Below are 12,929 nucleotides of genomic sequence, written 5' to 3'. Positions count from 1 at the left end.
GCGACCGGCGTCATGCTCGGTCGCAGGTTGTGGCAGCTATTTTGATGCTGCCGTTCTGGTTCGAGCTTGAGACCCCATCGCTGCCATCGCGAGCAGGCTCGCTCCCACATCGTTTTCGGAGAACCTCCATGAATTCCTCGACTTTTCCTGCTGCCCAGCACGTCATGGTGCTCTACACCGGTGGCACCATCGGCATGCAAGCCAGTGCCCACGGCTTGGCCCCGGCATCGGGTTTCGAAACGCGAATGCGCGAGTATCTGCATAGCCAGCCTGAACTGGTGGTGCCGCAGTGGCGCTTTCGCGAGATGGCGCCGCTGATCGACAGCGCCAACATGACGCCCGCCTACTGGCAGCAACTGCGTGAAGCGGTGGTCGATGCTATTGATGTCCAGGGCTGCGACAGTGTGTTGATCCTGCACGGTACCGACACCCTGGCCTACAGCGCCGCAGCCATGAGCTTCCAGCTGCTCGGCCTGAATGCCCGCGTAGTGTTCACCGGCTCCATGTTGCCGGCCGGCGTGACCGACAGCGATGCCTGGGAAAACCTCAGCGGTGCGTTGGTTGCTCTTGGCCAGGGCCTGGCGTCGGGCGTTCATCTGTACTTCCACGGCGAACTGCTCGATCCGACCCGCTGCGCCAAGGTTCGCAGTTTCGGTCGTCATCCATTCAAACGGCTGGAGCGTCAGGGCGGCGGCGTGAAAGCGACTTCCGTGCCGACGCAGCTGAACTACAACCAGCCTAAACAGCTGGCGAAAGTCGCGGTGCTGCCGCTGTTCCCGGGCATCGGTGCCGATCAACTGGATGGCCTGCTCAACAGCGGTATTCAGGGTCTGGTGCTGGAATGTTATGGCAGCGGTACCGGGCCAAGCGACAACCCAGAGTTTCTCACCAGCCTGGAACGGGCGCGGGACAAAGGTGTGGTGGTGGTCGCGGTGACGCAATGTCATGAAGGTGGCGTGCAGCTCGACGTGTACGAGGCGGGCAGCCGCTTGCGTGACGCCGGTGTGTTGTCCGGTGGCGGCATGACTCGCGAGGCGGCATTTGGCAAGTTGCATGGGCTGCTGGGTGCAGGGCTTGAATCCGCTGAAGTTCGACGGCTGGTTGAACTCGATCTGTGCGGTGAACTGAGCTGACACAACACAAAACCCTGTAGGAGCGAGGCTTGCCCGCGAAGGCGTCCTCAAGTGCGCCAAAAGCTTCGCGGGCAAGCCTCGCTCCTACAGGGGCCATCAGGCATATAACTTGCTCCCCTTCCGGCACGCCCAACGCTGGAAGCACCCATGCTCCACTCTCACCTCACCACCCTCAATGCCGTCTCTCTGGTGCTCAACACCTTCAAGGCCGAAGGCCTGTCCAGCGAAGCGTTATTGGCCGGCAGCGGTATCAGCGCGGCGGATCTGAGCCGGGCGGATACGCGCATCACCACCAACCAGGAGATGCTGGTTTGCGCCAACGCTGTCGCGTTACGCCGCGATATCGGCCTGGAGTTAGGTCGGCGGATGCACGTTTCTTCCTATGGCATGCTCGGGTACGCCTTACTCACCAGCGCCACTTTAGGTGACGCCTTGCGGTTGGCGCTGCACTATCCGGCGCTATTGGGAACACTGTTCGAGTTGAGCCTGGAGGAGGATGGCGAGCGCATCTGGCTCAACGCGGGCGACTATCGGGAAAATCCGGCGCTGGCGCCCTTCAATGTCGAGTTTTGCCTGGTCTCGATGAAAGTCACCTGCGAAGACTTGCTCGGCCACCCTCTGCCCCTGCTCGGTGCCCGCTTCGAATACTCTGCGCCGGATTATCAGGCGCGCTACGCCGAGCGTTTCGACTGCCCGTTGCAGTTCGATGCTGTGTCCAATGCCTTTGCTTTCGACAAACGCTGGCTCGAACAACCTCTGCCCCTGGCCGACGCCATCACGCACCAGGCCATGGCCGAGCGTTGTCGCAAGCAAAACACCGAATTCACCGGGCGCCAGGCCTGGCTCGGGCGTATCCGCCAACTCCTCGCGGCGCAATTGAGCGCGGCGCCGGGCCTGGATGGGCTGGCCAAACAGTTGAACTGCTCGGCGCGCACCCTGCGGCGACATCTGAAGGACCTGGGCTGCAGCTATCAAGAACTGCTCGATGAATTGCGCTTCGAGCAAGCCAAGCGACTGCTCTGCGAAGATCAACTGCCGATCTATCGGATTGCCGAGGCGCTGGGGTTCAGCGAAACCGCAAGCTTCCGCCATGCGTTTGTGCGCTGGAGTGGCGTTGCACCGAGTCAGTTCCGGCCACACTGATAACCCCTGTGGGAGCGGGCTTGCCCGCGAAGAGGCCAGTACATTCGACGCATCTCCATTGGCTGCACCATCGCTTTCGCGGGCAAGCCCGCTCCCACAGGTTCGGCATTCCAAGCCCAATGTTGAAGCGCCGGTGTGCCATTAAGGGGCGAATTTCGGTCAAATCTTTTGGCCATATCGATCCCCTTTTGGCCTTTCCTGCCGTTTTCCCAAACGCCGCCCGCCGCAAGACTGTGTGCAACCGAATCAGCCTGCGGAGAACAAGAATGCTGACGATCTACTCGGACGATCACCACTTGCATCACGGCCGTTGCGAATTGATGGACGGGCAATTGATGCCCTGCTTCGAAATGCCCTCGCGGGCCGACCATGTGCTGGCACGCGTACAGTCCCGCCATCTGGGCCCGGTCGAGGCGCCGCAGGATTTCGGTCTCGGGCCGATCGAGCGTATCCACAGCCGCGACTACCTCGACTTCTTCAAAGGGGCCTGGGCGCGCTGGACCGAATTCAATACCGACGGCGACTTGCTGCCCTACACCTGGCCTGCCCGCACCCTGCGCCGGATCATGCCTGCCAGCCTGCACGGCCAGCTCGGCTATTACAGCTTCGACGGCGGCGCACCGATTACCGCCGGCACCTGGCAAGCGGCGTATAGCGCGGCGCAAGTGGCGTTGACCGCGCAGGCGCAAATCCAGCGCGGTGCCCGCAGTGCCTTCGCCTTGTGCCGTCCACCGGGACACCATGCCGCCAGCGATTTGATGGGCGGTTATTGCTACCTCAACAACGCCGCCATCGCCGCTCAGGCATTCCTCGATCAAGGCCATAAAAAGGTCGCGATCCTCGATGTCGATTACCACCATGGCAACGGCACCCAATCGATTTTCTACGAGCGCAGCGACGTGCTGTTCACCTCGATCCATGGTCATCCGGAAGCCGAGTTTCCGTTCTTCCTCGGTTATGAAGAAGAACACGGTGAAGGCCCGGGCGAAGGGTTCAACTTCAACTACCCCTTGCCCGCCGGCTCAGGCTGGGACCGCTGGAGCGCAGCCCTGGAGCAGGCCTGCAAAGAGATTGAAAAGTATGGCGCCGACATCATCGTCGTGTCCCTGGGCGTCGATACATTCAAGGACGACCCGATTTCCCAGTTCAAACTCGACAGCCCGGATTACCTGGCGATGGGCGCGCGCATCGCGGGCCTCGGCAAGCCGACGCTGTTCGTGATGGAAGGCGGTTACGCGGTAGAAGAAATCGGCATCAATGCCGTGAACGTTCTCGAAGGTTTTGAAAGCGCCCAATGAGGAATTAGAACAAATGAATCGACTCATGCGTCTTATCGCTCCAGTGTTATGCGCCACCGCATTCAGTGGTGCTGTTCACGCCGAAGAGCGCACGTTGCGGGTGTACAACTGGTTCGACTACATCACCCCCAAAGCGCTGGAAGATTTCAAGACCCAGACCCCCCAGACCAAACTGGTCTACGACATCTTCGACACCAACGAAGCACTGGAGGCCAAGCTGCTGACCGGCAACTCCGGTTACGACGTGGTGGTGCCGTCCAATGTGTTCCTCGCCAAGCAGATCGAGGCCGGGGTGTTCCAGCCGCTGGACCGCAGCAAACTGCCGAACTGGAACCACCTCGACCCCAAGCTGATGAAGCTGATCGAAGCCAACGACCCGGGCAATAAATTCGCCGTGCCCTACATGTACGGGACCATTCTGATCGGCTTCAACCCGGACAAGATCAAGGCGGCTTTGGGCGATAACGCACCGGTGGACAGCTGGGACCTGATCTTCAAGGAAGAGAACATCAGCAAGCTCAAGCAGTGCGGCGTGGCCCTGCTCGACTCACCGTCAGAGATCCTGCCGCTGGCCCTGCAACACTTGGGCCTGGAGCCCAACAGCAAGAAGCCGGCGGACTACGCCAAGGCTGAAGCGCTGCTGATGAAGATTCGTCCGTACATCACCTACTTCCATTCATCCAAGTACATGGCCGACATCGCCAACGGTGACATCTGCGTGGCGGTCGGTTACTCCGGCAGCTTCTCCCAGGCCGCCAACCGTGCCAAGGAAGCCAAGAATGGCGTGATTGTCGATATGCGCCTGCCCAAAGAAGGCGCGCCGATCTGGTTCGACATGCTGGCGATCCCCAAAGGCGCGAAGAACCCGGAAGACGCCTATACCTTCATCAACTACCTGCTGCAACCTCAGGTCATTGCACCGGTCAGCGACTTCGTCGGCTACCCGAACCCGAACAAAGACGCCACGGAAATGGTCGACCCGGCGATCCGCAACAACCCGAACCTGTACCCGACCGAAGCGGCGATGAGCACGCTCTACACCCTGCAACCGCTGCCGCGTGATGCCGAGCGGGCGCGGACCCGGGCCTGGACCAAGATCAAGTCCGGCACCTGATCCGGGCGGCGCGACTCACACCGGGCGCCAGATCTTTTTGAGCTTCGCCAGTGCCGATTCGATAGCCGTCTCCGGCACTGCGGCGAACCCCAGGACCAGCCCCGCTCGCTGGTCTTCGGGAAGCGTCGTGTCTGGCAGCCAGTAACTGCTCAAACCATTGATCTCCACCCCGACGCTGGTGGCTTGTTCAATCAACTCGCGCTCACGAGTCACGCTGTCGACACGTACCGTCACGTGCAAACCGGCCGCCACACTGGGCAGCTTACCGACGCCCGGGACATCCACAGGCCAGCCATTGAGCAACACGTTACGCCGACTCAACGCAGCGCGGCGCATACGCCGGATATGCCGCTGGAAATGCCCGGCGGCCATGAACTCGGCCATTACCGCCTGGGTGCTGACCTCCGAGTGCCGTACGTCCACCGCACGACGCTGGGAGAACGCCTCAACCAATCCGGGCGGCAACACCAGATAACCCAGTCTTAATGCCGGGAATGCGACCTTGCCGAAGGTTCCGACATACAGCACCCGCCCCTGTCGATCCAGTGCAGCCAACGGCGCCAGCGGTGCGCCGCTGTAACGGTATTCGCCATCGTAGTCGTCCTCGACGATCCACCCTTGGGTGCGTTCGGCCCAGGCCAACAATTCAAGACGTCGCGCCAGACTCATGACCACCCCGGTCGGGTACTGATGCGACGGCGTGACGTAAGCCAATCGACAATCGCTGAGCGCCGCCAATTCGGTGCAATCAATACCCTCACTGCCCACCGCTATCCCGTGCAATCGCGCGCCGGCTACAGCGAACGCATGACCCGCCGCTCGATACCCCGGATTTTCAATGCCCACCCCATCGCCAGGCTCCACCAGCAACTGTGCACAAAGGCTAATCCCCTGTTGTGCGCCACTGGTGATCACTATTTGCTCAGCCGAGCACTGCATGCCCCGCGAACTGCGCAAATACGCAGCAATTAACCCACGTAATCGCGCATCACCCGCTGGGTCGCCGTAACACAGTTGCTCTAAATCCGGCTTACGCCAGAAAGCCGCATTCAGCTTGGCCCAGACCTCGAAAGGAAACAGATCGAAGGCTGGAACGCCGACACGAAATGCCCGAGGTGGACCACTGGGAGGCAAGGTCAAATGGTTCTTTTCAACCCGGCCCAAAGCACCGCTGTGGATAACTTTACTGGATGAAACCACAGGTAAATCCAGCCAATTTGTGGATAAGGCTGTGGGTAACCCTGTTGAAAACCCTGTGGATACTTTTGTGGATAATTTTTTCACTGACATCGCAGCTTGAGGCAATTGCGCGACATAAGTCCCGTCGCCAACACGCCCCTCGATGAAGCCCTCAGCGTAAAGCTGATCGTAGGCACGAACCACGCTGTTACGGGAAATCGATAAAGCCGCCGCCAGATCGCGACTGGCTGGCAGTCGTGTGCCGCTGGCCAGGCGTCCATCAAGCACTCGCACCCGCAGCGCTTGATAGAGCTGACGACTCAGGCCCTGGCGGCGGTCGAGTTCGATACCCGCCGGATTGAACGACGAAGGAAGCGGCGTGTTCGACATGGTAATGGACCTATGAAATTGGTCATTAATGGCTCTTACAACAGACCAATAGCCTGCCTAGGATGCAGGCATTCGCCAAGGAATATTTCCATGTATACGCCCAGCAATTTCGCCATCAATGATTTGAATGAGCTGCATCAGCACATCCTCGGCGCCCGTCTTGGTGTTTTGGTCACCCACGGTGAACAGGGCCTGCAAGCCAGTCATTTGCCGCTGCTGCTAAATGTCGACCACGGCCCGAATGGCACTCTCTACGGGCACCTCGCCCGGGCCAATCCACAATGGCGAGAATTGCAGAACGGCGCCGAGGCGTTGGTGATTTTTGCTGGTGCGGATGCTTACGTCAGCCCGGGGTTTTACCCGAGCAAAGCCGAGCACGGGAAAGTCGTGCCGACCTGGAACTACGTGGCCGTACACGCTTATGGCACTGGCGAAGTGTTCACCGATACCGATCGCCTGCGCGATCTGGTCAGCGCATTGACCGAGCGCCATGAAGCCGGTCGCGCCCAGCCGTGGAAGGTTGCCGATGCCCCCGCCGACTATATCGACGGCATGCTCAAGGCCATCGTCGGTTTTGCCTTGCCGATCCAGCGGCTGGAGGGCAAACGCAAGCTCAGCCAGAACCGTAGTGCCGCAGACATCGCCGGTGTGCGCGAGGGGCTGACCGCCAGCCCTGATGTGCATGACCAGGCCCTCGCCCACTTGATGCGTTAAGGAATCAATATGAGTCAGATCGACATTCGCCAGGTCACCGCCGACGATCACGCGGCCTGGCTGCCGCTGTGGCAAGCCTACCTGCGCTTCTACAACACCGAACTGCCTGAGGCGGTGACCCAAAGCACTTGGCAGCGCCTGCTCGACCCGAGCGAACCGACTCACGGGGCGCTGGCCTGGGCCGATGGCAAAGCGGTGGGCATGGTGCATTTCATCTACCACCGCTCGAACTGGAGCATCGAAAACTCCTGCTACCTGCAAGACTTGCTGGTGACGCCAGAAACCCGCGGCACCGGTGTCGGTCGGCAACTGATCGAATTCGTCTACACCACGGCCAAGGCCGATGGCTGCTGCAAGGTTCATTGGCTGACCCACGAAACCAACGCCACCGCGATCCAGCTCTATGAGCGCATCGCCGAACGCCCCGGTTTCATCCAGTTTCGCCACGCCCTATAAGGTTCAAGGAGAGCAGCATGTCGACTTCACTCGCGGACTGGAAAGGTGTTCCGCCACCCTCGGTTCAACTGATCGAAGGGCGTTTCATCCGCCTGGAAAAACTTGACCCGGCCCGTCACACCGACGGCTTGTGGAAAGCCCTCGAAGGCCCGGGCTCGGATCCGAAACTCTGGGATTATTTGCCTTATGGGCCTTTCCCGGAACGCAGCGCTTTCAACGATTGGCTGAACAATCACGCGGCCAACAGCGATCCGTACTTCTTCACGGTGATCGACCGTGCCAGCGGCGACGTCCAGGGCATCCTCAGCCTGATGTCGATTGTCCCTGCTCAGGGCCGCATCGAGATCGGCCATGTGACCTTCGGCGCAGCGATGCAGCGTTCACCAAAAAGTACCGAGGCGGTTTACCTGCTGGCCAGGGAATCCTTTGCCCTGGGTTACCGGCGTCTGGAGTGGAAGTGCAACAACGGCAATGCCCGCTCCAAATATGCAGCGGAGCGGTTGGGGTTCAGTTTTGAAGGGGTGTTCCGTCAGCACATGGTGGTCAAGGGGCAGAACCGTGACACGGCGTGGTATTCGATTCTGGATTCGGAATGGCCGGCGATTGGCGCGGGGTTCGAGCGGTGGCTGTCTGATGAGAACCAGACGGAATCGGGGCAGGTGAAAACGTTGGTGGAGTGCCGCCAGTAATCCTCGGCGTCTGGCAGGACGCCTTCGCGGGCAAGCCTCGCTCCTACAGGGGTTTTGCGTCGATCACCATTTTATGGTCAATCGAAAACCTGTAGGAGCGAGGCTTGCCCGCGAATGGCATCACGCTAATTTCTGGGCCAACACCGCAATATGCTCCGGCCCGATCCCGCAGCACCCACCCAAATGGCTGGCCCCGCGCTTCTGCCAATCGGCCGCCCATTGCAGATACCCCGGCGGGTCGAGATCGTCGCGCAACGGGTCCAGACCGTCGTTGGCCGTGGCCTCTTTCGGCTGCGGCGGGAAGGCATTGGCGTACGCGCCAATGTGAATCTTCACCCCCAAGCGTTCGAAGGTTTCCCGTGCCGCATCAATCGCAGCGCCGATCACTTCTGGCTGGCTGCAGTTGAACAGCAAGGTCTCGACGCCCAACTCCGCCGCCACCGCGGCAGCCTCAGCCACAGGTTCACCGGAACGCAGACGCGGCACTTCGTCGGTGTCTTCATCCTTCAAGGTAAACGACAGCCAGAACGGTTTGCCGTCCTTTGGCAAACCGGCATGGATCGCTCGCGCCTCGACGATCGAGCTCTGGGTTTCAGCCAGCCACAAGTCGACATGCGGCGCCAGGCCATTGACCAGAGGCGTCAGCAGTTCAGTCACCCGCGGGGCATCGAACAAGTCCGGGCGATAGGAGCCGAACAATGGCGGCAATGACCCGGCCACTCGCACGGGCTTGCCCGCCGCATCGACCGCACGCCGGGCCAGCTCACCGGCCAACGCCGCGAGCGCCTGACCCTCAGCGGCAAAACGCTCTTCACCAATATGGAACGGCACCACCGCGTAACTGTTGCTGGTGATCACGTTGGCACCGCTTTCGATATAAGCCGCATGCACCGCCTCCACCGCTTGCGGTGCTTCGCTCAAAGCCAGCGCCGACCACTCGGGTTGCCTGAACGGCGCCCCTCGGCGTTGCAGCTCACGACCCATGCCGCCATCCAGAATTACCGTGCTGCCTGCGCCCATATGCTTTTCACTCATAAGCTTATGAAAATAACTCACTATCAGAGTCGTTCTTATAACTATTTAATACGCACCGTACGGTTAATAACAACCTCTTTTTTTTCAGGGATCAACTGTGAAATTTCAACCACTGCTGGCCCTGGGCCTGACGATTCTGGCTGCCTCCACTCAAGCCTTTGCGGGCGCCACACTGGACCGCATCGAGCAAAAGAAAGAACTGGTGGGCGTGCTGATGGAAAGCTATCCACCCTTCTCGTTTCTCAATGATCAAAACCAGCTCGACGGTTTCGACGTCGACGTGGCCAAGGCCGTGGCGGACAAACTGGGCGTCAAGCTGCGCCTCGAAACGCCGTCCTGGGACGTGATCGCCGCCGGGCGCTGGAGCGGGCGTTACGACATCTGCATCTGCTCCATGACCCCGAGCAAGGCCCGCGCCGAAGTCTTCGACTTCCCGGTGGAGTACTACGCCTCCCCTGCCGTGATCGTGGTCAACGCCAAGGACGACAGCATTCACAGTGCCAAGGACCTGAGCGGCAAAAAAGTCGGCCTCACCAGCGCTTCCAGCTATGAAAGCTACCTGAACAAAAACCTGGTGATCGAAGGCGCCGAAGACACCCAACTGCAATACCCGTTCGAGAATGTGCAGATCGCCCCCTATGACACCGATAACGTCGCGTTCCAGGATTTGGGCCTGGGCGCTGGCGTTCGTCTGGACGCGATTCTCACCAACCTGGTGACCGCGCAACCGCGCCTGAACGAAGACAAGCGTTTCAAGCTCGCCGGCGAGCCGCTTTACTCGGAGCCGAACTCGGTGGCCATCGAAAAAGGCGACGCCCAGTGGGACGCCAAAGTGCGTGATGTGTTTGCCCAGTTGAAACAGGACGGCACCTTGAGCAAGCTGTCGCAAAAATGGATCGGCGCCGACATCAGCAAATGACTTCTTTCCCCAAACCACCTCAGCCGCCGCAACCGGTGGCTGAGTCGCTGCTGCAACGGATTTTCGGTTTTCGCACGCGGCTGTACCTGACCTGGGCAGCGATGTTCGGCTTGTTCGCGAGTTTCTTCCTGAGCTTCGACCTGAAGTTCTCGATCATCCTCGACAAACTGCCGAACCTGATCGGCCTGCACCTGGCGCCCAACGGCTTTCTGCAAGGCGCAGCGCTGACGTTGTTCTTGTGCCTGTGCTCGATCGTGGCGTCATCACTGCTGGGCTTCATCACGGCTTTGGCTCGGTTGTCGAAAAGCGCGGTGGCGTTCGGCATTGCGAGCTTCTATGCCTCGTTCTTTCGCGGCACGCCGCTGCTGATTCAAATTCTGCTGATCTACCTCGGCCTGCCACAACTTGGCATCGTGCCCGGTGCGATCGCCGCTGGCATCATCGCCCTGTCGCTGAACTACGGGGCTTACCTGAGCGAAATCTTCCGCGCCGGCATCCTCGGCGTTCCCCATGGCCAACGCGAAGCATCGCTGGCGCTAGGCATGCGCGAAACCGTGATTTTCTGGCGCGTTACCCTGCCCCAGGCCATGCGCACCATCATCCCGCCCACCACCAACCAGTTCATCTCCATGCTCAAAGACTCGTCACTGATTTCGGTGATGGGGGTTTGGGAAGTGATGTTCCTGGCCCAATCGTATGGGCGCTCGAGCTATCGCTATATCGAAATGCTCACGACCGCGGCGATTATTTATTGGCTGATGTCGATTGGACTGGAGCTGATTCAGGCGCGGATGGAGCGGCATTATGGGAAGGCGTATTTGAAGCGGGGTTAGCGAAAAGATCGCAGCCTTCGGCAGCGCCTACTCGGGATTCACTCGCCTTGTCCTCACTGATTCAGCACAGTAAGCCTTGTGGGAGCGGCGGTGCGGCGATCCTGCTTGCTCGCTCCGACACAAGGATTGTGGCACTCCCAAATACCGGGCGAAAAAAAAGGGGAGCACATGCCCCCCCGAGGTTTAAAGCGGTATATCGAGGCTGTTAACTCAGCCTTCGATCTCGATCAGAATCTCGCCCGGGTTCACCCGGTCGCCCTTGGCCACGTGGATGGCGGTGACTTTGCCGGCGATGGCCGATTGGACTTCGGTTTCCATCTTCATCGCTTCGGTGATCAGCACGGCCTGGCCGGCTTTCACGGTGTCGCCTTCCTTGACCAGGACATCGACGATATTGCCCGGCATGGTGGTGCTGACGTGGCCCGGTGCAGTGGCTTGCTTGCGCTTGCTGCTACCGCCGCTGACGAATTCGTTGAGCGGTTCGAACACCACTTCTTCCGGCATGCCGTCGATGGACAGATAGAAGTGGCGCTTGCCTTCCGATTTGACGCCGACACCGGTGATGTCGACGCGGTAGGTTTCGCCGTGAACGTCGATGACGAACTCGGTCGGCACGCCTTCGCCGCCGGCCGACGTCACGCCGCCCGCTTCCGGAATTGGCAACAGCACCTCCGGTACGAGGGTGCCGGCTGCACGTTCTTCGAGGAATTTGCGGCCGATGTCCGGGAACATGGCGTAGGTCAGAACGTCTTCTTCAGACTTGGCCACGGTGCCGATTTCGGCACGCAGCTTGGTCATTTCCGGCTTGAGCAGATCGGCCGGACGCACGTCGATCACTTCTTCGCTGCCGATCGCCTGACGACGCAGTTTTTCGTTCACGGTGCCCGGCGCTTTGCCGTAGCCGCCTTGCAGGTAGAGCTTCACTTCATTAGTGATGGTTTTGTAGCGCTCGCCGGCCAGCACGTTGAAGAACGCCTGGGTGCCAACGATCTGCGAGGTCGGCGTTACCAGCGGCGGGAAGCCGAGGTCTTCGCGAACGCGAGGGATCTCCGCCAGCACTTCGCTCATGCGGTTCAGCGCGCCTTGCTCTTTCAACTGGTTGGCGAGGTTGGAAATCATCCCGCCCGGTACCTGGTTCACTTGAACGCGAGTGTCTACGGTGGTGAATTCGCTTTCGAACTGGTGGTACTTCTTGCGCACGGCGTAGAAGTACAGGCCGATCTCTTGCAGCAGCTCCAGGTTCAGGCCGGTGTCGAATTCGCTGCCTTTAAGGGCAGCAACCATCGATTCAGTGCCTGGATGGCTGGTGCCCCAGGCGAAGCTGGAGATCGCGGTGTCGATGTGGTCGGCGCCGTTTTCGATGGCTTTGAGTTGGCACATTGCAGCCAGGCCAGCCGTGTCATGCGAGTGAATAAACACTGGCAGCGACTGTTCGGATTTCAATGCCTTGACCAATTCGCCTGTGGCGTACGGGGTCAACAGGCCAGCCATGTCCTTGATCGCCACCGAGTCGCAACCCATGGCTTCCATTTGCTTGGCTTGCGCCACGAAGGCCTCAATGGTGTGCACCGGGCTGGTGGTGTAGGCGATGGTGCCCTGGGCGTGTTTGCCGGCGGCTTTCACCGCTTCGATGGCGACTCGCAGATTACGCACGTCGTTCATCGCGTCGAAAATGCGGAACACGTCGATGCCGTTGACTGCCGCCTTGGCGACGAAGGCTTTGACCACGTCGTCGCTGTAATGGCGGTAGCCCAGCAGGTTCTGGCCACGCAGGAGCATTTGCAGACGCGTGTTAGGCAAGGCCGCGCGCAGTTGGCGCAGACGCTCCCACGGGTCTTCTTTGAGGAAGCGGACGCAGGCGTCGAAGGTCGCGCCGCCCCAGCATTCCAGCGACCAGTAGCCGACTTTGTCGAGCTTGTCGCAGATCGGCAGCATGTCTTCGGTGCGCATGCGGGTGGCGAGCAGCGATTGGTGGGCGTCGCGCAGGATTGTGTCGGTAACGTGGATTTGTTTGCTCATTGTTCTA

The 12,929-nt window shown here is 60.2% G+C and carries 12 protein-coding genes; 9 read left to right on the top strand and 3 right to left on the bottom strand.

Going from position 1 to position 12,929, the window contains the following annotated elements:
• Positions 1 to 128 precede the first annotated feature (128 nt).
• The 4 genes from AB7M26_RS05695 (at position 129) to AB7M26_RS05680 (ending at position 4,688) form a co-directional block, all read left to right on the top strand.
• Positions 129 to 1,133, top strand: coding sequence for an asparaginase (locus AB7M26_RS05695; protein ID WP_123500859.1), 1,005 nt, complete (start codon positions 129 to 131; stop codon positions 1,131 to 1,133).
• 147 nt (positions 1,134 to 1,280) lie between these two features.
• Positions 1,281 to 2,276 carry an AraC family transcriptional regulator gene (locus AB7M26_RS05690; RefSeq protein WP_123495719.1) on the top strand — a complete coding sequence of 332 codons (996 nt, stop codon included), beginning with the start codon at positions 1,281 to 1,283 and terminating at the stop codon, positions 2,274 to 2,276.
• Between the two features lie 266 nt (positions 2,277 to 2,542).
• Positions 2,543 to 3,574 (top strand): histone deacetylase family protein, encoded by a 1,032-nt coding sequence (locus AB7M26_RS05685; protein WP_123495715.1) that lies wholly within the window; start codon positions 2,543 to 2,545, stop codon positions 3,572 to 3,574.
• 13 nt (positions 3,575 to 3,587) lie between these two features.
• Complete coding sequence (locus AB7M26_RS05680; protein WP_123495713.1) at positions 3,588 to 4,688, top strand: polyamine ABC transporter substrate-binding protein; 1,101 nt, start codon at positions 3,588 to 3,590, stop codon at positions 4,686 to 4,688.
• A gap of 15 nt (positions 4,689 to 4,703) precedes the next feature.
• Here the strand turns inward: AB7M26_RS05680 and pdxR are convergent, their stop codons facing one another.
• Positions 4,704 to 6,257 (bottom strand): MocR-like pyridoxine biosynthesis transcription factor PdxR, encoded by a 1,554-nt coding sequence (pdxR, locus tag AB7M26_RS05675; RefSeq protein WP_429511339.1) that lies wholly within the window; start codon positions 6,255 to 6,257, stop codon positions 4,704 to 4,706.
• Between the two features lie 90 nt (positions 6,258 to 6,347).
• Between pdxR and AB7M26_RS05670 the strand changes: the two genes are divergently transcribed.
• From AB7M26_RS05670 to AB7M26_RS05660, 3 genes are read left to right on the top strand one after another with little or no spacing between them, the layout of a single operon-like run.
• A complete protein-coding gene (locus tag AB7M26_RS05670; RefSeq protein WP_123495709.1) occupies positions 6,348 to 6,971 on the top strand; it encodes an FMN-binding negative transcriptional regulator in 624 nt (207 codons plus the stop codon).
• 9 nt (positions 6,972 to 6,980) lie between these two features.
• Positions 6,981 to 7,427: a GNAT family N-acetyltransferase gene (locus tag AB7M26_RS05665; protein WP_123495707.1), complete on the top strand. Its 447-nt coding sequence runs from the start codon at positions 6,981 to 6,983 to the stop codon at positions 7,425 to 7,427.
• Positions 7,428 to 7,444: 17 nt separating this feature from the next.
• Positions 7,445 to 8,116: a GNAT family N-acetyltransferase gene (locus AB7M26_RS05660; protein WP_123495705.1), complete on the top strand. Its 672-nt coding sequence runs from the start codon at positions 7,445 to 7,447 to the stop codon at positions 8,114 to 8,116.
• Positions 8,117 to 8,236: 120 nt separating this feature from the next.
• Here the strand turns inward: AB7M26_RS05660 and AB7M26_RS05655 are convergent, their stop codons facing one another.
• Positions 8,237 to 9,136 carry a homocysteine S-methyltransferase family protein gene (locus AB7M26_RS05655; protein WP_123495703.1) on the bottom strand — a complete coding sequence of 300 codons (900 nt, stop codon included), beginning with the start codon at positions 9,134 to 9,136 and terminating at the stop codon, positions 8,237 to 8,239.
• 112 nt (positions 9,137 to 9,248) lie between these two features.
• Between AB7M26_RS05655 and AB7M26_RS05650 the strand changes: the two genes are divergently transcribed.
• Positions 9,249 to 10,070 carry an ABC transporter substrate-binding protein gene (locus AB7M26_RS05650; RefSeq protein WP_123495702.1) on the top strand — a complete coding sequence of 274 codons (822 nt, stop codon included), beginning with the start codon at positions 9,249 to 9,251 and terminating at the stop codon, positions 10,068 to 10,070.
• Complete coding sequence (locus tag AB7M26_RS05645; RefSeq protein ID WP_123495700.1) at positions 10,067 to 10,903, top strand: amino acid ABC transporter permease; 837 nt, start codon at positions 10,067 to 10,069, stop codon at positions 10,901 to 10,903. The genes AB7M26_RS05650 and AB7M26_RS05645 overlap by 4 nt, the downstream gene beginning before the upstream one ends.
• Positions 10,904 to 11,113: 210 nt before the next feature.
• Here the strand turns inward: AB7M26_RS05645 and oadA are convergent, their stop codons facing one another.
• Complete coding sequence (gene oadA / locus AB7M26_RS05640) at positions 11,114 to 12,922, bottom strand: sodium-extruding oxaloacetate decarboxylase subunit alpha (RefSeq protein ID WP_123495698.1); 1,809 nt, start codon at positions 12,920 to 12,922, stop codon at positions 11,114 to 11,116.
• Between the last annotated feature and the right edge of the window lie 7 nt (positions 12,923 to 12,929).

Source organism: Pseudomonas sp. F-14 TE3482 (assembly GCF_053629455.1).
The sequence above is the reverse complement of the archived record's forward strand: the minus strand, read 5'-3'. Positions and strand labels throughout refer to the sequence as shown.

What these genes read in the sequence shown, in the direction of transcription:
- oadA (WP_123495698.1), bottom strand. Translation starts at nt 12,922, where the DNA reads ATGAGCAAACAAATCCACGTTACCGACACAATCCTGCGCGACGCCCAC.
- AB7M26_RS05685 (WP_123495715.1), top strand. Translation starts at nt 2,543, where the DNA reads ATGCTGACGATCTACTCGGACGATCACCACTTGCATCACGGCCGTTGC.
- AB7M26_RS05680 (WP_123495713.1), top strand. Translation starts at nt 3,588, where the DNA reads ATGAATCGACTCATGCGTCTTATCGCTCCAGTGTTATGCGCCACCGCA.
- pdxR (WP_429511339.1), bottom strand. Translation starts at nt 6,257, where the DNA reads ATGTCGAACACGCCGCTTCCTTCGTCGTTCAATCCGGCGGGTATCGAA.
- AB7M26_RS05645 (WP_123495700.1), top strand. Translation starts at nt 10,067, where the DNA reads ATGACTTCTTTCCCCAAACCACCTCAGCCGCCGCAACCGGTGGCTGAG.
- AB7M26_RS05655 (WP_123495703.1), bottom strand. Translation starts at nt 9,136, where the DNA reads ATGGGCGCAGGCAGCACGGTAATTCTGGATGGCGGCATGGGTCGTGAG.
- AB7M26_RS05670 (WP_123495709.1), top strand. Translation starts at nt 6,348, where the DNA reads ATGTATACGCCCAGCAATTTCGCCATCAATGATTTGAATGAGCTGCAT.
- AB7M26_RS05695 (WP_123500859.1), top strand. Translation starts at nt 129, where the DNA reads ATGAATTCCTCGACTTTTCCTGCTGCCCAGCACGTCATGGTGCTCTAC.
- AB7M26_RS05690 (WP_123495719.1), top strand. Translation starts at nt 1,281, where the DNA reads ATGCTCCACTCTCACCTCACCACCCTCAATGCCGTCTCTCTGGTGCTC.
- AB7M26_RS05660 (WP_123495705.1), top strand. Translation starts at nt 7,445, where the DNA reads ATGTCGACTTCACTCGCGGACTGGAAAGGTGTTCCGCCACCCTCGGTT.
- AB7M26_RS05665 (WP_123495707.1), top strand. Translation starts at nt 6,981, where the DNA reads ATGAGTCAGATCGACATTCGCCAGGTCACCGCCGACGATCACGCGGCC.